Origin of the sequence: Streptomyces sp. NPDC048462, assembly GCF_043200175.1 — a bacterium.
In the GTDB taxonomy this organism is placed as follows: domain Bacteria; phylum Actinomycetota; class Actinomycetes; order Streptomycetales; family Streptomycetaceae; genus Streptomyces.
The window spans coordinates 479,601-498,771 of record NZ_JBICXG010000004.1; the positions used below are offsets into that span (position 1 = coordinate 479,601).

Annotated in this window: 13 protein-coding genes and 1 pseudogene; 8 read left to right on the forward strand and 6 right to left on the reverse strand. The window is 71.4% G+C overall.

The window, feature by feature from the left end:
• Positions 1–8: 8 nt before the first annotated feature.
• The 4 genes and pseudogenes from ACGFU6_RS10635 to ACGFU6_RS10650 all read left to right on the forward strand — a co-directional run.
• Positions 9–3,940: pseudogene (locus ACGFU6_RS10635) on the forward strand (DUF6531 domain-containing protein); the annotation flags it as partial.
• A 305-nt stretch (positions 3,941–4,245) separates the two neighbouring features.
• Positions 4,246–4,821, forward strand: a complete 576-nt coding sequence (locus ACGFU6_RS10640; RefSeq protein ID WP_393609661.1) for a hypothetical protein — start codon at positions 4,246–4,248, stop codon at positions 4,819–4,821.
• 116 nt (positions 4,822–4,937) lie between these two features.
• Complete coding sequence (locus ACGFU6_RS10645) at positions 4,938–5,384, forward strand: hypothetical protein (RefSeq protein ID WP_393609662.1); 447 nt, start codon at positions 4,938–4,940, stop codon at positions 5,382–5,384.
• 132 nt (positions 5,385–5,516) lie between these two features.
• Positions 5,517–5,969, forward strand: a complete 453-nt coding sequence (locus ACGFU6_RS10650; protein ID WP_393609664.1) for a hypothetical protein — start codon at positions 5,517–5,519, stop codon at positions 5,967–5,969.
• Positions 5,970–6,051: 82 nt separating this feature from the next.
• Here ACGFU6_RS10650 and ACGFU6_RS10655 read toward each other — a convergent pair whose 3' ends face one another.
• The 3 genes from ACGFU6_RS10655 to ACGFU6_RS10665 all read right to left on the reverse strand — a co-directional run bounded on the left by ACGFU6_RS10655 (position 6,052) and on the right by ACGFU6_RS10665 (position 11,851).
• Complete coding sequence (locus tag ACGFU6_RS10655) at positions 6,052–8,199, reverse strand: discoidin domain-containing protein (RefSeq protein ID WP_393609665.1); 2,148 nt, start codon at positions 8,197–8,199, stop codon at positions 6,052–6,054.
• 254 nt (positions 8,200–8,453) lie between these two features.
• A complete protein-coding gene (locus ACGFU6_RS10660) occupies positions 8,454–11,144 on the reverse strand; it encodes an FtsX-like permease family protein (RefSeq protein ID WP_393609667.1) in 2,691 nt (896 codons plus the stop codon).
• On the reverse strand, positions 11,141–11,851 hold the full coding sequence (locus ACGFU6_RS10665) for an ABC transporter ATP-binding protein (protein ID WP_393609669.1): 711 nt from the start codon (positions 11,849–11,851) through the stop codon (positions 11,141–11,143). The genes ACGFU6_RS10660 and ACGFU6_RS10665 overlap by 4 nt, the downstream gene beginning before the upstream one ends.
• A gap of 171 nt (positions 11,852–12,022) precedes the next feature.
• Between ACGFU6_RS10665 and ACGFU6_RS10670 the strand changes: the two genes are divergently transcribed.
• Both ACGFU6_RS10670 and ACGFU6_RS10675 read left to right on the forward strand, forming a co-directional pair.
• Positions 12,023–13,252 carry a sensor histidine kinase gene (locus ACGFU6_RS10670; protein ID WP_393609671.1) on the forward strand — a complete coding sequence of 410 codons (1,230 nt, stop codon included), beginning with the start codon at positions 12,023–12,025 and terminating at the stop codon, positions 13,250–13,252.
• Entirely contained in the window at positions 13,240–13,899 is a 660-nt protein-coding gene (locus ACGFU6_RS10675; protein WP_393609673.1) for a LuxR C-terminal-related transcriptional regulator, read from the forward strand. The genes ACGFU6_RS10670 and ACGFU6_RS10675 overlap by 13 nt, the downstream gene beginning before the upstream one ends.
• 26 nt (positions 13,900–13,925) lie before the next feature.
• Here the strand turns inward: ACGFU6_RS10675 and ACGFU6_RS10680 are convergent, their stop codons facing one another.
• Positions 13,926–14,312 (reverse strand): VOC family protein, encoded by a 387-nt coding sequence (locus ACGFU6_RS10680; RefSeq protein ID WP_393609675.1) that lies wholly within the window; start codon positions 14,310–14,312, stop codon positions 13,926–13,928.
• Between the two features lie 76 nt (positions 14,313–14,388).
• Here ACGFU6_RS10680 and ACGFU6_RS10685 point away from each other — a divergent pair, with 76 nt between their 5' ends.
• The gene (locus ACGFU6_RS10685; protein ID WP_393609677.1) at positions 14,389–15,063 is read left to right on the forward strand and encodes a nucleoside/nucleotide kinase family protein; all 675 of its coding nucleotides are present in this window, start codon (positions 14,389–14,391) and stop codon (positions 15,061–15,063) included.
• Positions 15,064–15,133: 70 nt separating this feature from the next.
• On the forward strand, positions 15,134–16,264 hold the full coding sequence (locus tag ACGFU6_RS10690; RefSeq protein WP_393609679.1) for a M24 family metallopeptidase: 1,131 nt from the start codon (positions 15,134–15,136) through the stop codon (positions 16,262–16,264).
• A 21-nt stretch (positions 16,265–16,285) separates the two neighbouring features.
• Here ACGFU6_RS10690 and ACGFU6_RS10695 read toward each other — a convergent pair whose 3' ends face one another.
• Positions 16,286–17,302: an aldo/keto reductase gene (locus tag ACGFU6_RS10695; RefSeq protein WP_393609681.1), complete on the reverse strand. Its 1,017-nt coding sequence runs from the start codon at positions 17,300–17,302 to the stop codon at positions 16,286–16,288.
• Positions 17,303–17,388: 86 nt separating this feature from the next.
• The gene (gene treZ / locus ACGFU6_RS10700) at positions 17,389–19,149 is read right to left on the reverse strand and encodes a malto-oligosyltrehalose trehalohydrolase (RefSeq protein WP_393609683.1); all 1,761 of its coding nucleotides are present in this window, start codon (positions 19,147–19,149) and stop codon (positions 17,389–17,391) included.
• Between the last annotated feature and the right edge of the window lie 22 nt (positions 19,150–19,171).

Consider the following 19,171-nt stretch of genomic DNA (forward strand, 5'->3'; position numbering starts at 1 on the left):
TCCTCAAGATGGGCTTGTGGTGGCCGGATGCCAACTCCGGTTCGTTGCGCCACGTCGCCGACGCGTGGCGGACCTTCGCGGACTCGGTTGACGATGTCCGCACTCCGGTCAACAACGCGGCCTCCTCGCTGATCACCAACAACACGGGTGCGGCCATCGACGTGTTCGAGGTGTTCTGGGAACGCTACGCCAAGGACGGCGACGCGGGCTGGCTCAGTGACCTCTCGAAGTCGGCGCGGAAGATGGCGGAGGCGCTGGACAAGTTCGCCGACGCCATCGATGACGCCATCAGCAGGCTGTGGACACAGATAGGGATAGATGCCGCGGTCATCGTAGGCGGCATCGCGCTGGCCTTCTTCACGGCGGGGCTGGCTGCGGGTGCTGCCGCGCTGGCCACCGAGGCGCTGATCGAGTTCGGTGTCACCGTGGGCGTCGCCGTCTCCACGACCGTCGCCGAGATAGCCGCCGGGGCCTTGGTCGCGGCGGTCTTCGGGAGCATGGAGTCGGTGACCATCGACCTCGCGGTCGCCCAGCCCCTGAAGATCGCCACCGGCATGCAGCAGGGTTTCAGCCTGGACGAGATCAATGCCGCCGCCAAGGACGGCATGATCTACGGCGGGATGTTCGGTGGCGCCGCCGGTGTGGCGAAAGCCGGCATAGAGGGAAACCTGTTCTTCAGGACCGACGGCGTGCCGCTGATGCTGCGGCCCCCCACGCTCCGCCCCGACCTGGTGGAGATCGGGCCGGCGGCCCGGACGTGCAAGACCACCCCGTGCGTGGGCGAGCCGATCGACGTGGCGACCGGCGCCATGCTGATGACGCAGACCGACCTGACGCTCCCGGCAGGGCTCCCGCTGGTCTTCGAGCGCACCCATCTGTCCTCGTACCGCGGTGGTGTGTGCTTCGGCCCCACCTGGGCCTCCACCCTGGACGAGTGCCTCCAGATCGACGGCGAGGGCGTGGTGTTCGCCGCGGCCGACGGCATGCGTCTGGTCTACCCCGTTCCACGGCCGGGCGGGCCCGTACTGCCAGTCAAGGGCGCCCGCTGGCCGCTCGAATGGGATGGCAAGCCCGACGGTGTCATGACGATCACCGATCCCGACTCCGGAGTCGTGCGCACCTTCAGCACGCCGCTCTCCTCGGGAACCAACGGCGTCTTCCACCTCCCGCTGGAAAGCTGGCACGACCGCAACGGCGCCCAGATCGACGTCGAGCGCACAGCTGACGGCATCCCCACCGCGCTGCGCCACTCCGGCGGCTACTACCTCGCCGTCGACACCGAGGGGCCGCGGATCACCGCCCTGCGCCTGCTCGACCAGGCACCTTCGCCGTACGAGCCGGTGCAGCCCGACGGAGCAGGCGGCGGCTCGGTCGTGATGCGATACGGCTACGACGCGGCGGGCAACCTCACCGAGGTCGTCAACTCCAGCGGCGAACCGCTGGTCTTCACGTACGACGCCGAGGGACGGGTCACCTCCTGGACCGACCGCAACGGCACCTCGTTCGCCTATTTCTACGACGCCACCGGGCGCGTCGAGCGAACCGAGGGCAGCGACGGCTTCCTGTCCGGCAGCCTCCGCTACGACGACGAGACGTGCACCACCACGTACACCGACTCCCTCGGCCGGTGCTCCACGCACCGGTACAACTCTGCGGGCATGGTCGTGGAGGAGACCGATCCGCTCGGGCACGCCACCCGCACACAGTGGACCGACAGGGGCGACAAGCCCCTCTCGGTCACCGATCCGCTGGGTCGCACGACGCGCTACACGTACGACGAGACCGGCAATCTCACAGCGGTGACCCTGCCGGACCGGTCCGAGGCCCGCGCCACGTACAACACACTGGGCCAGCCGGTCACGGTCATCGAACCCGGCGGTTCGACGTGGCAGCACACCTATGACGAGCGGGGCAACCTGCTCACCACGACCGATCCTCTCGGCGCCGAAACGCACTGCGCATACGACGGGTCGGGCCGCCTGTCCACCGTCACCGACGCCCTGGGCCACACGCGCGGGGTCACGTCCAACCCGGCAGGCCTGCCAGTGGCGGTCACCGATGAGCTCGGACACACCACGTCCGCGCGGCGCGACACCTTCGGCCGCGTCGTCGAAGTCGTCGACCCGCTCGGCCGGACCACCCGGACGGGCTGGACCACCGAAGGCAAGCCGACGTGGCGCGCGTACCAGGACGGCACACGCGAATCCTGGACCTGGGACGGTGAGGGCAACCCGCTCACCCACACCGACCGGGCGGGCAACACCACCCGTCACACCGCCACACACTTCGATGTCCCCTCCACCCGTACGGGCCCGGACGGTACGACGTACGCCTTCGGCTACGACACCGAACTCCGGCTGACCGCGGTCACCAACCCGCAAGGACTGACCTGGTCGTACACGTACGACGAGGCAGGGCGGCTGGCCGCCGAGACCGACTTCAACGGCCGGGCACTGACCTACACCCACGACGCGGCGGGGGGCCTGATCTCCCGCACGAACGGCGCCGGCGAAACACTCCACTTCAGCAGGGACGAGCTCGGCCGCGTCGTCGAGCAGCGCACGGACGCGGGCGACACCACCACCTACACGTATGGCACATCGGGCGATGTGATCCACACGGCCAACGCGGATGCGGAGGTCGCCATCGAGCGGGATGCACTGGGCCGTACGCTCACGGAAACTGTCAACGGCCGCACCACCGCCTACACCCATGACGTCCTCGGCCGGGTCACACAGCGAACCACCCCCTCCGGGCTGGACTCGCACTGGACCTACGATCCGGCAGGCCGGCCCACCCGGCTCGGCACCGACGCCGGCGCGCTGGCCTTCACCTATGACGCGGCGGGCCGTGAGACGGAGCGCCGGCTCGGCGCCAGCGTCTCGCTCACCCAGCACTGGGACGCAGCCAACCGCCTCACCGAGCAGACCGTCTCGGGTCGCGTGAACGAGGCCGACCGTCTGCTCCAGCACCGCACCTACGCCTACCGCGAGGACGGCTACCTCACCGAGATCCGTGAACTCACCTCGGGCACCCGCCGGTTCGACCTCGACAGCACCGGCCGCGTCACCGGGGTCCGGGCCCACGGCTGGACGGAGACGTACGCCTACGACACGGCGGGCAACCTCATCCACGCCTCCGCCCCCGCCCACGAAAGCACCGGGGATCGCGAGTTCGCCGGAACCTCATCCGAAGCGCCGGTCGCACTGCCTACGAACACGACGCCCAGGGCCGGTTGACCCGCAAGACCCGCAAGCTCCTCAACGGGCAACAGCAGCAGTGGACTTATGCCTGGAACGCGGAGGACCGTCTGACCGAGGCGGTGACACCGGACGGCGACCGCTGGGCGTACGCGTACGACCCGCTCGGCCGTCGAATATCCAAGCACCGGCTGACAGAGGACGGCTCCACCGCCGACCGCACGGAATTCACCTGGGACGGCATACGGCTGGCCGAACGGACGATGTCCGACGGCCAGGTCACCACCTGGGACTACGCCCCCGGCACCCACCGCCCCCTCACCCAGACCGACCACAAGCCGCTGCCCCGGGCACAGGGCGCGGCGCTGCTGGCCGAACTGGCCCAGGACGCCGCCACCGACTTCAGTACCCGTTTCCACGCCGTCGTCACGGACAGCCTCGGTACACCGGCCGAACTGGTCACACCCGACGGGAAAATCGTCTGGCAACGCCGCACCAGCCTGTGGGGCACGCACTTCCCGGCCGCCACGGACACCACGTCCACGGACTGCCCACTCCGCTTCCCCGGCCAGTACGCCGACCCTGAAACGGGCCTGAACTACAACTACTTCCGCTACTACGACCCGGAAGCAGCCCGGTACATCAGCCCGGACCCGCTGGGGCTGGAACCGGCGGACAACCACCATGCCTACGTCGCGAGCCCGTTTGCCGAGGCCGACCCTCTGGGCCTTGCGTCATGCCTGGATGCCCTGTCGAAGAGTGGAGAGCGTCCGGCCAAGGCAAAATTGACCCGCGCGGGGTTCGAGTACCAGAAGCACATGAATCGTGGAGACCTGGATGTCGTTCCCGGAAAACAGCTGGATTCGATCGGACAGAATCTTCTCGATGATATTCTGACGAACCCCAACGCTACGCAAGTTCCCGTTAATTCGGGAAACTTTGCAGGAGGAACACGCTACATCATGCCTGATCCCTCCGGTGGGCGCGGGTTCGGGGCAACATTCGATTCCAATGGCGACTTCCAGTATTTTGGACGATATTAACGATGATGATTCAGCCCTGGCTTGACCGGTCGGAACACGAGGCGAGGATCGCTGCCCTGCTGGCCGCCGTTTCCTCTGAGACCCTTTCAGCGGTGCGATATGAGGTGTCGCAGGGAGGCACCTGGCCCGAAGGGCACAGGGCGGATGGAGCTCATGAAGTGGACCTGTCCGTTGAGCTAGTTATGGCCAGTGGAGCCAGTCTGGCCCTCTCCTGGGCGATGGATGGGCTGAACGAAGGATTGGCCATTGAGCTGAAAGAGGCCGGCCGGTTGGGTTCGGGGCTGACTCCTGAGGCGGTCGACGTGGGCGATCGAGTCGAGTGGGCAAATTTCCTGGGTGGTTCGATTGTGAAAATCGCACCGGCATGGCACGTTCCCAACGAGGGTTGTCCCGAAATGCCCTGGGCATTTCGGCTCGATTTCTCCGATTCGTCATGCCTGGTGATTGCCCTTGGTGAATCGAAGGGCTCAGGATTCACGTACATGCCAGATTCTCTGGTGATCATTTTCGATGAGTCCACCGCTGCGGCATACAAAATCCCGGCGAGCTTCACATCATCGCTCGCACGGAGTGAGTGACTGAAGTGAGTTCAGGAGCACGTGGAAAATTATGATTTCGATAACGTGGCAGATATCGAGAGGGCCGAGACCGAAAATGAAGAGCCCCTGTGAGGGGCGGATCGGGTGGTATCGGCGTGCGGTATCGCAGCGAGGACTTCGACGTGGACGGAGCCCTTCGCGACGTGTGCATCTTCGACGCTGAAATCGATGACTGGAAGAACCTTCTTGAGGGGCTTGCTCTCACGGGTTGGGCCGTTCATTTCACTTGGACCCTTTTCGAGTCGGCTGACGGGGGCATTGCTGATGCCCGCAGTTTGCTCGACCGGTTGGGGAGTGAACCGGAGGAATCGGCGAGACTGGCTGTTGAGGTAGGCGGTATCTGGTTTTCCTGCTATTTCTTCGATATCGATGAGATCGAGTTCACGTTTGATCCCGCCGATGTCGACGGACCTGCGTCCTTTGCGCACCTGGAAGCATTTCTGCGACGGCTCGCAGACTCGACCCACAGGCGGGTTGTGGTGACGATGGAGGGGACTGACCATCGCACCATGCCTGCGTTGATCGAATATTCTCCGGTGTGATTACGCGGCGATGGCGGACCCTGGAAGTGATCGACTACGGCCGGTACATCGACTGGATGACGACCGGTACGGACTGACGCAGAGTTGTGTGGGGTGGTGTGCGGTGAGCCCTGTACGAGTAGGGGAGTGCGGATGGACCCGCTGAAGGATCCGCTGATCAGGGAATTTTCGGAAGCGACGGGCGGTGATGCCGATTACCTGGACTTTCTTTCCCGGTCAGCTGGTCAGGCTGAATGGATTGCCCTGTCGCGTGTTTTCCTTCCGGAGTTTGTCGAGGTGGAGGGATGCGTCCTCTGGGATCGTTCATACGACCCCGTGAATTTTCGCCAATGGCACGAGCGGTTGGATGGGGACGCCACCTCCGTCGAGGCAACCCTCAATCAGTTCAAGCTGTGGCTGTATATCGACATCGCCGATGGCGCAGAATCTCAGTCCAACGCCCTCGCCCTGGCGCAGGAGATCGCAGAGGCCTGGCGCCTCTCCCTCAAGAAAGCATTTCCGCAAGGAGTATTTGACGTTCAGGCAACTGACACGGTGGATGGCCCGGTCGTGAGTTTCACCAGGGTGCCGACCGGCAGCTGTTGACCGGGGTGACGGGCGACGCCGGTGCGGAGGGGCTGTCGCCCGTTCCGCACCGGCCCCGTTCCGCACCGGCCTTGCACAGTGGTCAGCTGTAGATGCCGAACTCCCAGAGGGAGTAGCCCCAGGCGGTGCCCCGCTGGGTGACGTTGAGCTTCACGTAGCGGGCGGTCTGGGCGATGTCGAGGTCGTCGGCGTCACCGTTTGCGCTGGTGGTGGTGTACACCGAGCGCCAGTTGTTGCCGTCGTCCGAGACCAGCACCTCGTACGCCTTGGCGTACGCCGGGTCCCACACCAGCTGGAGGTGGCGGAAGGACTTCCGCTCGCCCAGGTCGACCTGGATCGACTGGGGGTCGCTCCAGTCGCTGGCCCAGCGGGTGTCGAGCTTCCCGTCGAAGGCCATCGCCGCGGTGCACGGGCAGCCGCTGCTGCCCGTCTGTGCGGAGGAGGCGGTCGCGGGCCGGCCGAGAGCCAGGTTGGTGCCGGTGACCGGAGGCACCACCACCTTGACGGACTTGGTCTCGATGCCGGCGTTGCCGTGCCCGTCCTCGGCCTGGATGTAGACCTTCCACACCCCGAGCCGCTCCGGTGCCTTCACCGCGAAGGTGCCGTTGCCGGTGGACCGCCAGGCGGCCTCGACCAGGGCCTTGTCCCCGGTGGCGTAGTTCCCGCTGAGGTAGATCTTGTACGTCAGGGCGTCGTTGTCCGGGTCGCGGACGTCGGCGCGGACGGTGAACTCCTTGCCGGCGGGCGCCCCGCCCGCGTTCTGCACGGTCATGTTGCTGATGACCGGCGGGGTGTTGTCGCCCGCGGTGGAGCCGGTGTACGCCTTCTTCAGGGCGTAGTACGAGAGCCGCTTCTTGCCGTCGGGCACCAGGTTGAACCAGACGCCGCCGAAGTCGTGCTCCGTGCCGTAGTGGAAGAGCGTGGCACCGAGTGCGACGCCCTGGTGGCCGGTGATGCAGTTCCAGGCCTTGGTGTAGCCCTCGGCCTTCTGCACGTCGGTGGGCTCGTCCGGTACGCCGTTGGCGTCGTCGGGGACCTCCCACTCACCGGCCGGGCCGCCCTCGGTGATGATGTAGGGCTTGTTGTAGCCGCCGGACTCCCAGGCGGCGCGGACACCGCAGATGTCGCCGTAGGAGTTCACCGAGTACAGGTCCAGGTCGGGCGCGTTGCGCTTGTAGTACGGCCAGGCTCCGGTCCACGCGTCGGTGGAGGTCACCGGGTGGTTCGGGTCGATGGTGTGGATCTTCTTCGCCACGTCGTTGACGAAGGTGGTGTAGGCGTTGCGCTGCTTCTCCAGCTCGTCACCGCTGTAGCAGTTCTGGAGACCGAGCACCGATTCGTTCCCGACGTTCCACATCAGCACGCCGGGGTGGTTCTTGTACGTGTCGACCCACTTGGCGAACTCGGTGAGCGAGGACGACTTGTACGCGTCGTCGGTGAGGTAGTTGACGCACCCTCCGGCGCCCGGACCGCCGCCCGGCTGGAGCCAGAAGCCGCTGACGACCCGGATGCCGTTGGCCGCCGCCGCGTCCAGCAACGGCTTGGAGGAGCCGTCGGTGCCCCAGGTGCGGATGGTGTTGACGCCCATCGACTTCAGGTCCGGCAGGTAGCGCCCCGCGTCGGCAACGGACGGCCCCCAGGTCAGGCCCTTCACCTGGTACGGCTTGCCGTCGACGCTCAGCTGCCAGTTGCCCTGCGAACCGGTGACGCGCACCGCTCCGCCGGTGGCCGGGGGCGGGCCGGTCGTGCCGTACACCTGGAACTCCCAGAGGGAGTATCCGTATCCGCCCGGGCGGGCGGTGCCGTACATCCTGACGTACCGTCCGGAGCCGGAGACGGCCAGCTCGTCCGTGCCGCCGTCGCCGTTGGTCACGGTCTTCAGCGTGCGCCAGTCGGCCCCGTTGTCCGAGGCCTGGATCTCGTACGCCTTGCCGTAGGCGGACTCCCAGGTCAGGACGACTCTGCTCAGGTCCGCAGTGGCCCCCAGGTCGACCTGGATCCACTGCGGGTCGCTCCATTCGCTGGCCCAGCGGGTGCCGGTCAGATTTCCGTCCACGGCGGCCGAGGCCGCGTAGGCGGCGCCCTCGTGGGAGGAGTCGGTCGCCGTCTTCCCCTGCGACAGCAGGGTTTCGGCGGCTCGCGCGGACGTCGCGGTCAGCAGTACCAACGACGAAGCGAGCAGGGCGAGAAGCGTGATCAGCAACGTGCCCGTGCGAGGTCTCACGGGCATGGCTGCGCTAGGTCTGTGCACATTCACTCCAGGCGGAAGAGTGCGGGACCGAGGTCCCGAAATAGATGGGAGAGCGCTCTCCCAGGAGAGTGGCGTCTCGCTGTTCCGGTGTCAACGAGCGTGACGCGTTCGGTTTCACGGGTTCGGCGCGGCACGCGGCTTGCGGTACTCGCGCCGAACGTGGCCTGGCATGCCGGGCGTTCAGCGGGCGGGACTGGGGCCACCACCGGGGACGGCGCCCCCGGCCGGCCGCCTCAGCCCCGGGCGCCGCGCCGGCCCGCGCCGCCCGTCCCCGGGAGCAGCGTGCCCGCCGCCGCGGCCACCGTCACGGTCAGCGCCAGCACGCCGTACCGCACGGCCGGGAGGTAGGGCAGGGAGCCCGTCGTGCTCAGCGCGAACGCGAGCAGCGGGATCGCCGCGACCAGGGTCCCGATGGCCAGGCCGGCCACCGTTATCAGGCCCGTCTCCAGGACCCGCATCCGCAGCAGCTGGCCGCGCCCCGCGCCGACCAGCCGCAGCAGGCGGAACTCGGGGCGGCGGCCGACCGTGATCAGGGCGAGGGTGCTGACCACCGCCAGCAGCGCGAAGCCTCCGATCACGCCGACACCGATGACGATCAGCGCGTCGTCCTGCGCCGAGGACGACGGGCTGATCCGTACGTCGTCGGCCGTCGCCGCCCGGACCCGCAGTCCTTCGTACGGTGCGAGCGCGCGCCGTACCGCCGAAGCGGTGTCCCCGCCCTTCGAGCGCACCAGGATCTGCCGGTCGCGCGGCGCCGACACGTGGGCGGCGAGCGCCTCGCGCGGCAGCATGAACTCGCCCAGGCCCAGCGAGCGTTCGTAGACCGCCACCACCCGCAGCCGTACCTCCGAACCGTCGCCCAGGCGCAGTCGCACCATGTCGCCGACACCCGCGCCCAGTTCGCCGGCCCGGTCCTTGCCGACCGCTACCGTGCCCCGGCCGGTGAGGTCGGCCGGATCGCCCGAGGTGACCCGGGCGTCGAGCGTGCCGGACAACTGGTCCGCCGTGACGCCCAGGAGCGGGTAGCGGTCCAGCTTCGGATCGCCGGTCTCGCGGTGGGCGAGGACCACGGCGGACCGCAGCAGGCCCGTCGCGGCGGACACCCCAGGGGCCGCGCGCACCGCGTCGGCCGCGTCCGAGGGGATGCCGGCGGCGGGGCCGGTCACCACCAGGTCCGCCCGCAGGGCGTCCGATGCCTGGCGGCCGGCCGCCCGCTCCAGCGTGCTGCCCGCCGCCAGCTGCACGCAGACGAACGCCACGACCAGCACGATGGGGGTGAGCGCCGCACCCAGCCGCCGACTGTGCGCGGCGGCGGACCGGGCGGCCAGGAATCCGGCGACTCCGCCCGCCCGCCGGGCCGGTGCGCCGAGCACCCGCATCGAGATCCGCGCGACCCACGGGCCGAGCAGCGCCACCGCGATGATCAGCGAGGTCGCCGCGGCCGACGCGGCGAGCGCCGCCGCCCGGTCGCCCTGAGCGGTCGCCGCACCGGCCGAGCCGAGCCCCGCGACCGCCAGCAGCACCCCGGCGACCGTACGCGCCCGCCCCGGCTCGTCCGGCTCCGGCGCCCGCGCCGCGCCCAGGGCCGAGGCGGGCCGCAGCCGGGTGATGGAGCGGGCCGCGAGCAGCGCCACCGGCCGGGCCGCGAGCGTGACGATCACCGCGCCCACCGCGCCCGCCGCGAGCGGCAGCCACACCGGGACCGGCAGCGGCAGCGGGTCCGTGGCCAGCAGCGACCGCATCAGCAGCCCCAGCGGCACGGACCCGGCCGCGCCCAGCAGCGCGGCGGCGCCCGCCACCCGGCTCGCCTCGCGGCCGACGGCCGACCGGAGCTGCCGGGGGGTCGCTCCGACCGCCCGGAGCAGCGCCAGTTCGCCGGACCGCTGGTGGACGGCCTGGGAGAGCGTGGTGGCGATCACGAGCAGCGCGACCATGACCACCGTCGCGGCGACCGACGCCAGCATCGCCAGCAGATCCCCGCGCGCACCCGGCGCGTCGAGCTGCTCGGCCGCGCCGCGCTCCGCCCCGGTCAGCACCCGGGCCCCGCGCTCACCCCCGCCGTGCCCCTTTCCGCCGTGCCCGGCCACAGCGTCGCCCAGGGCGGCCCGCAGCGCGCCGTCGGAGACACCCCGCTCGGCCACCACACCGATCGCGTCCACCGTGCCGGGATGACCGGCCAGTCGGGTGAGCCGGGCCTCGGTGAAGAAGACCGCGGGCGCCCCGCCGCGCTGCCGGGTGCCGGCCACCCCGCTGACGGTGTACCGCCGGGCCGCCCCGTCGACCTGGAGCGTCACCCGGCCACCGGGGCCGCCGCTCGTGGCCGCGAGCGCGGAGTCCACGACCACCTCGGACGCGGAACGCGGCGCGCGTCCGCCGGTCAGCCGGTACGGAGTGAGCGCGGCGGCGCCCCAGGAGCGCCCGACGGCCGATGTGCCGCGGCCGGCCACCACCGGGACCGAGTCGTCCGCGACCGCCCGTGCCACGCCGTCGGCCGCCGCCGCCCGCGCCACCACCGAGCGGTCCAGGCGGACCCGTTCCGGCAGGTGCGCGGTCGCTGTCTGCGGCTCGCTGCCCCACGGCTTCGCCGTGTACGTGACCCGCTGGTCGGCCACCACCACCGCGTCGGCCCCGGCGTACCGTTCCACCGGCGGCCCGGCCAGCAGCAGCGAGCCGAGCACCAGGGCGAACGCCCCGAGCAGTGCCGCCGCGGCCGCCGCCGCGAACACCGCGGCCCAGGCCCGCCGGTGGGTCCGCAGCGAGCGCCGGGCCAGGAACGCCGAGGCCCGCCGCATCCCCGCCCGCGGGCCCGCGCCGCGCCGCCCGCCGCCGCTCGTCCCGGCACGCACGCCGTCGCCGGAGCGGGGCTTCCTGCCGAGCCGCTTGCCGTCACGCGCCTTCGTGCCACTCGTCTTCGTGTCGCTCATCGCAGCCTGCCGCCGTCCATCGTCAGCACCGTGTCGGCCCAGCCCGCCGCCACCGGATCATGGGTGACCATCACGACTGTCCGGCCGTCGTGCCGTACCGCGTCCCGCAGCAGCCCGAGCACCAGCGCGGCCGAATCCGGGTCGAGGGACGCGGTCGGCTCGTCCGCGAAGACCACCTCGGGCTCGGTCACCAACGCCCGCGCCACCGCGACCCGTTGCTGCTCACCACCCGACAGGGTCGTCGGTCCGCCGCTGCCGCGCCCGGACAGCCCGACCCGGTCCAGGAGCCGCCGCCCCCGGTCCAGGAGCCGCGCCGCGCCGGGGTCCGCACCGGCCAGCACCAGCGGCAGCACGACGTTCTCCTCGATGCTCAGCGAGGGCACCAGATTCAGTGCGTGCGACTGGAAGACGAAGCCGATCCGGTCCCTGCGCAGCCGGGTCAGCGCGGCCTCGGAGAGCCCGCCGAGATCGGTGCCGGCGATCCGTACCGTCCCCGACGACGGGCGGTCCAGCCCGGCCGCGCACTGAAGGAAGGTGCTCTTGCCCGAACCGGAGGGGCCGACCACGGCGGTGAAGCTCCCGGCCGGGACCGTACAGCTCACCGTGTCCAGGGCGGCCACCTCCCGGCCGCTGCCGCGCCGCCCGTGGTGCCGACTCACCGACTCCAGCTCCAGCGCCGCCGTGCGCACTGCCGTGAACGTGTCCACCCTGGTCCCTCGCTTCTGCCATCCGCACTTCCTGACCTGCGTAAACGCTATGAGCAGCGGTGCGCGGGGACCAGGGTGCGGGCTCCCGGGCGGGGGTGCAGCCGGCTACACCACGGACCGTGGGGGACACACCACTCCGGTGCCGGCGCGGCCCCCGTAACGTGGTGTGTCATGAGCACCACTCCCACCCCGCTGGTGGCCGCCGTCCGGAGTTCGTGGCGTGCTTCCCGCTACCTCCTCATCGGCATCCCGGTGGCGCTGCTCGCCTATGTCGGCGCGTTCCTGGTGGTGGCGGTCCTGCTGTTCGGCGCCGTGATCATCGGGCTGCCCGCCCTGCCGGAGGCGGCCAAGGTGCTCCACCGGTGCGCGGAGTCCGAGCGGCGCAGGGCGGCCGCGTACCTCGGTGTGCCGTTCCGCCCGACGCGGTATCTGCCGCTGGACCGGGGCGAGCTGTCCGAGCGGGTCAAGCGGGTCCTCACCGACCCCACGAACCGGCGAGAGGCCCTCTGGCTGCCGGCCCAGGCCCTCATCGGCAACGGCCTCGGCTACCTCACGATGGTGCTGTGGCCGGTCGGGATGCTGGTGGACGGGGCCGCGCTCTGTGTCGTGTACCTGCTGGACCGGCATACCTCGGACGAGTACGGCACACCGCTGCCCGTGCGCCGCGGCTGGGTGCTGCGCTGGCACCCCGTGCTCGCTGAGCTCTCCGCGAGCTGGACCCGGTCCCTGCTCACCGCGTCGCCGTCCGCCGAGCTCGCCGAGCGCATCGACCAGCTGACGGAGAGCCGGGCCGGCGCGGTCGAGGCGCACGGCGCCGAACTCCGGCGCATCGAACGGGATCTGCACGACGGCGCCCAGGCCAGGATCGTCGCCCTGTCAATGCGGGTCGGCCTGGCCAAGCAGCTCCTGGACCGCGACCCGGCCGCCGCCCGCCAACGCCTGGACGAGGCCCAGGACGGCGCCGAGGCGGCACTGGCCGAGCTGCGGCACGTCGTGCGCGGCATCCATCCGCCGGTGCTCACCGACCGCGGACTGGAGGGCGCCGTGCGGGCGTTGGCCGCCGGAGCGGGCATTCCCGTCACGGTCGGACTCGACGGCGTCCAGGACGGGCGCCGGCTCCCCGCCGCGATCGAGGCCGCCGCCTACTTCGTGGTCGCCGAGGCGCTCACCAACATCAGCAAGCACAGCGGCGCGACCGCCGCGAGCGTACGGATCGGCCGGGCCCCCGGCGTACTGCTCGTGTCCATCGGGGACGATGGCCGTGGCGGCGCCGACGAGAGCGCCGGCAGCGGGCTGGTCGGGATCAGGCGGCGGATCGCCGCCCTGGACGGCACCACCCGCATCAGCAGCCCCATCGGCGGGCCGACCGACATCGAAGTGGAGCTGCCGTGCGGATCGTGATCGCGGAGGACAACGCCCTGTTGCGCGAGGGCCTGATCCTGCTGCTCACCAGCTCGGGCCACGAGGTGGTGGCCGACGTCGCGGCCGGGCCCGAGGTGCTGCCCGCCCTGCTGGAGCACCGCCCGGACGCCGCCGTGCTCGACGTCCGGCTGCCGCCCACCTTCCGCGACGAGGGGCTGCGCGCCGCCGTCGCCGCCCGCGAGGAACTCCCCGGCCTGCCGATCCTGGTCCTCTCGCAGTACGTCGAGGAGACGTACGCCGCCGAGCTGCTCGCCCGGGGCGCCCGGGGCATCGGCTATCTGCTCAAGGACCGGGTCGGCCGGGTCGACGAGTTCCTCCAGGCGCTCGACCGGGTCGTGGGCGGCGGCACCGCGCTCGACCCGGAGGTGGTGAGCCAGCTCATGACCCGCAAGGCGTCCGCGAAGCCGCTGCTGAGCCTCACGCCCCGCGAGCGGGAGGTCCTGGAGCTGATGGCCCAGGGCAAGGCGAACGGCACCATCGCCGCGGAACTCGTCGTCACGGAAAGGGCGGTGAGCAAGCACATCGGCTCGATCTTCGCCAAGCTCGGCCTCGGACCGGACGACGGCACGGTCCACCGCCGGGTCCTCGCGGTGCTGGCCTACCTGGAGGGCAACGGGCCGCGCTGAGCCCTGTCCGCAGCGCCCTCACGGGGTCACGCGGGCTGGAGCAGGTCCCAGCGGTTGCCGTACAGGTCCTCGAAGACCGCGACCCAGCCGTAGACCTCGTGCCGGGGCTCCTCCAGGAACCGCACCCCGGCCGCCAGCATGCGGGCGTGGTCGGCCGCGAAGTCCTCCGTGTGCAGGAAGAAGCCGACCCGGCCACCGGTCTGCGCCCCGACGCTCGCCGCCTGCGCCTCGTCCTTGGCGCGGGCCAGCAGCACCCCGGTCCCGCGCGTACCGCGCGGCCGGACGACCACCCAGCGGGAGCCGTCGCCCCGGTCGGTGTCCTCCACCAGCTCGAAGCCGAGGGCGCCGGTGTAGAAGGCGAGTGCCTCGTCGTAGTCGCGGACGACCAGGGTGACCAGGGCGATGTGCGGCATAGGGGTCCTCGGTGCTCGGCGCGGTGGGATGGGGCACGGGCCGGAGCCGCCGGGCCGTAGCGGGACAATATCCGCCATGGACACCAGTGACCTCACCGGGCTGACCGACCGCGCGCGCCGCCTCGCCCTGGCCGGGAACCGCCGTGTGCTCGGCATCGCGGGGCCGCCGGGAGCCGGGAAGTCCACCCTGGCCGGGCAGCTGGCCGACGCCCTCGGGCCGCTCGCGGTGCTCGTGCCCATGGACGGTTTCCACCTCGCCGGGGCCGAACTGGAACGGCTCGGCCGGGCGGACCGCAAGGGCGCCCCCGACACCTTCGACGCCGCCGGGTACGCCGCACTGCTGAGGCGGCTGCGGAACCCCGAGCCGGACACCGTCGTGTACGCGCCCGCCTTCGAGCGGGCCCTGGAGGAGCCGGTCGCCGGGTCCGTCCCGGTCGCCCCGGACGTCCCGCTCGTCATCACCGAGGGGAACTACCTGCTGTACGCGGAGGGCGGCTGGGCCCCGGTGCGCGGGCTGCTCGACGAGGCCTGGTACCTGGAGCTCGACCAGGACGTCCGGATCCGCAGACTCGTCGACCGGCACGTGCGGTTCGGGAAGCCGCGGCCGTACGCGGAGCGCTGGGTCGCCGGTTCCGACGAGGACAACGCCCGGCTCGTCGCCCGGGACCGGGACCGGGCCGACCTCGTCGTGCGGCTCGGGGCGGCGCCCGGCGGCCGGGCACGTGAGGAACCGCACCGGCCACGGCCCTGACCGCTCGCGCGGGACGCCCCGCACCGGGCAGGATGCGGGGAGCCCGTTCCGTGCTGCCAGGAGGTCCCGCATGTCCAGCCCGAACCCGCCCGTGCCGTTCACCGCAGACGACTACCGGGCCCGGATGGCGCGGGCCGCCGAGAGCGCGGCCGCCGCCGGACTCGCGGGCGTGCTGGTCGCGCCCGGACCCGACATGGTCCACCTGACCGGGTACCGGCCCACCGCGGACACCGAACGCCTCACCCTCTTGGTCCTCGCGGCCGGGCAGGACCCCGTCCTGGTCGTGCCGACGCTGGAGGCGCCGGATGCCGAGAAGTGCGCCGGAGCGCCCGCCCTGACCCTGCGGGACTGGACGGACGGCAAGGACCCGTACGCCGTCACCGCGCCGCTGCTCGACGCGAAGGGCCGGTTCGGGATCAGCGACAACGCCTGGGCGATGCATCTGCTCGGCCTCCAGCAGCTGCTGCCCGGGACCTCCTACGCCTCCCTCACCGAGGCGCTGCCGATGCTGCGCGCCGTGAAGGACGCCGCCGAGCTGGAGCGGATCGCCTCGGCCGGGGCCGCCGCCGACGCCACGTACGAGGAGATCCTCAAGGTCCGTTTCGCCGGCCGCAGGGAGACCGAGGTCGCCGCCGATCTGGCCCGGCTGCTCACCGAGTACGGCCACTCCCAGGTCGACTTCACGGTGGTGGGCTCCGGGCCGAACGGCGCCAACCCGCACCACGAGGCGGGCGACCGGGCCATCGAACACGGCGACATGGTCGTCCTCGACTTCGGCGGCCTCAAGCACGGCTACGGCTCCGACACCTCCCGCACCGTCCACGTCGGTGAACCCACCGCCGAGGAGCAGCGGGTCCACGACATCGTGCGGGAGGCCCAGGAGGCGGGCTGCAACGCGGTCCGGCCCGGCGCCGCCTGCCAGGACATCGACCGGGCGGCCCGCGCCGTCATCACCGGGTTCGGCTACGGCGACCGCTTCATCCACCGGACCGGCCACGGCATCGGTGTCACCACCCACGAGCCCCCGTACATGATCGAGGGCGAGGAGCAGCGGCTCGTCCCCGGCATGTGCTTCTCCGTGGAGCCCGGCGTCTACCTGCCCGGCCGCTTCGGCGTCCGGATCGAGGACATCGTCACGGTGACCGAGGACGGCGGCCGCCGCCTCAACGCCACCGCCCGCGAACTGGCGATCGTCGAGTAGCGGCGGCCGGTCCGCCGCCGGTCAGCCCTGCGGCTCGCGGTCGCGGAACCGGTGCAGCACGTCGTACGGGTACGGCAGCGGACGGGAACTCGCCTCGTCCAGCCGTGCCGTCTGCTCCGGCGTCAGTTCCCAGCCCACCGCGCCCAGGTTGTCGGCGAGCTGCTCGACCGTCCGCACCCCGACGACGGGCGCGGCCACGGCGGGCCGGCCGAGCAGCCAGCGCAGGGACACCTGAGCCGGGGTGCGCCCGGTCTCCTCGGCGACGGCCACGACGGCCTCGACGACCCGCCAGGTCTCCTCGTTGTCCCGCTCCCGCCAGGCCTCGCGCCCCAGCTCCCGCTGGTATCGGGCCTCCCGGGTGTCCGGCGCGGCCTCGCTCATGCCGCGCCGGTACTTCCCGGTCAGCCAGCCGCCCTGGAGCGGGCTCCAGGGGATGATGCCGACGCCCTCCGCCTCGCTCACCGGCGCCAGCTCCCACTCCACCTCGCGTGCGAGGAGGTTGTAGAGCGGCTGGAGGCTGATGTAGCGCTCCCAGCCGTTGCGGGCGGCCAGGTCCTGGGCGCGCTGGAGCTGCGAGGCGGAGACGTTGCTCGCGCCGAGGTAGCGCACCTTCCCCGACCTCACCAGCGTGTCCAGCGTGGCGAGGGTCTCCTCGATCGGAGTGGTCGCGTCCCACACATGGGTCTGGTAGAGGTCGATGTGGTCGGTGCCGAGCCGCCGCAGGCTCGCCTCGACCGCCGAGAGGATGTGCTTGCGGCTGAGCCCGCCCGCGTTGGGTGCCTCGCCGGTCGTGCCGAACACCTTGGTGGCGACGACCAGGTCATCGCGGGTGCGGCCCTTCAGCCAGCGGCCCACGATCTCCTCGGAGACGCCCTGATGGTAGACGTCCGCCGTGTCGATGAAGGTGCCGCCGGCCTCGGTGAAGGCGTCGAGCACCCGGTGCGCGCCCGCCTCGTCGGTGTCCTGGCCGAAGGTCATGGTGCCCAGGCAGAGTTCGCTGACGCGCAGCCCGGACCGGCCGAGAAATCGCTGCTTCATGGTGTCCCCTCGTTCGTTTTCACCGGCAGGCTACGAGTTGAAGTGCACTTCAAAGCAAGTGAGTTACGGTCGCGACCTGACGCGGCTCAGCCGTCGGCCAGTACCACGCAGGACTCCGCCGGAAGGTGCAGCAGGCCGTCGGCGCCGGGCGCCTCCACCGGCTGCCAGGCGGCCAGCACCCGGCCCCCGCCGCTGCGGTGCCGGCCGCCGCCGAGCGGGATCGTGGCGGGCTTCTCGTCCAGATTGACCGCGATCCGCAGATCGCCCCTGCGGAAGGCGAACCAGCGCGCCTCGTCGTCGTACGCCGGTTTCACCGTCGCCAGATCCGGGTCGCAGAGGTCGGGCATGGCGCGGCGCAGCGCGATCAGCTCGCGGTACCAGGCGTGCAGCCGGGCGTGCGGCTCCCGCCCCGGTTCGCTCCAGTCCAGGCAGGAGCGGCCCCGGGTGACCGGGTCCTGCGGGTCCGGGATGTCCTCCTCGGCCCAGCCGTGCGCGCCGAACTCCCGCCGCCTGCCGGTGCGCACCGCCTCGGCCAGCTCCGGATCGGTGTGGTCGGTGAAGAACTGCCAGGGCGTACGGGCGCCCCACTCCTCACCCATGAAGAGCATCGGCGTGAACGGGCCGGTGAGCACGAGGGCCGCCGCGCAGGCCAGCAGACCGGGGGAGAGGGTGCCGGCGAGCCGGTCCCCCAGCGCCCGGTTGCCGATCTGGTCGTGGGTCTGGGCGTAGCCGACGAAGCGGTGGGCGGCGGTGCGGGTGACGTCGACGGGGCGGCCGTGCGTACGCCCCCGGAATCCGGAGTACGTGCCGTTGTGGAAGAAGGCGCCCGACACGGTCCTGGCCAGTGCGGCGAGCGGGGCGACGGCGAAGTCCGCGTAGTAGCCCTGCGCCTCACCGGTGAGGGCGGTGTGCAGGCAGTGGTGGAAGTCGTCGTTCCACTGCGCGTGCAGACCGGTGCCTCCCGACTCGCGGGGCGTCGTCGTGCGCGGGTCGCAGAGGTCTGACTCCGCGATCAGCGAGAGCGGCCGCCCCAGTTCGGCGGCGAGCGCGTCCGTCGCCGCCGACAGCTCCTCCAGGAACGTCAGCGCCCGGTTGTCGGCCAGCGCGTGGACCGCGTCGAGCCGCAGGCCGTCCAGTCGGTAGTCGCGCAGCCAGGCGAGGGCGCTGCCCAGCAGGAACGCCCGCACCTCGTCGGAGCCCGGCGCGTCCAGATTGACGGCCGCGCCCCACGGGGTGTGGTGCGTCTCGGTGAAGTACGGGCCGAAGAGCGGCAGGTAGTTACCGGAGGGGCCCAGGTGGTTGTGGACGACGTCCAGGACGACGGCGAGCCCCAGCCCGTGCGCCGTGTCGACAAAGCGCTTCAGTCCCTCCGGGCCGCCGTACGGCTCGTGCACGGCCCACAGCGACACCCCCTCGTATCCCCAGCCGTGCACACCGGGAAAGGGGCAGACCGGCATCAGGGACACGTGGGTGACGCCCAGTTCGGCCAGGTGCCCCAGCCACGCGGCCGCCGCGTCGAAGGTGCCCTCGCCGGTGTACGTGCCGATGTGCAGCTCGTACAGGACGGCGCCCGGCAGCCCGCGCCCCGCCCAGTCGGAGCGCCATGCGTACGTGCGGTGGTCCACGACCGCGCTCTCGCCGTCCGGCCCGTCCGGCTGGCGGCGCGAGCGGGGGTCGGGGAGCACCGGACCGTCGTCGAGGACGAAGCCGTAGCGGTCGCCGTCCCCGGCGTCCGCCTCCGCCGTCCACCAGCCGGCCCGTCCGGGATCGCGTTCCATGGGCCGCAGCTCACCGGCCAGCCGCAGACCGGCCGACTCCGCGTCCGGTGCCCATACGTCGAACAGCATGCGACGCTCCTCGTCTCCTCGC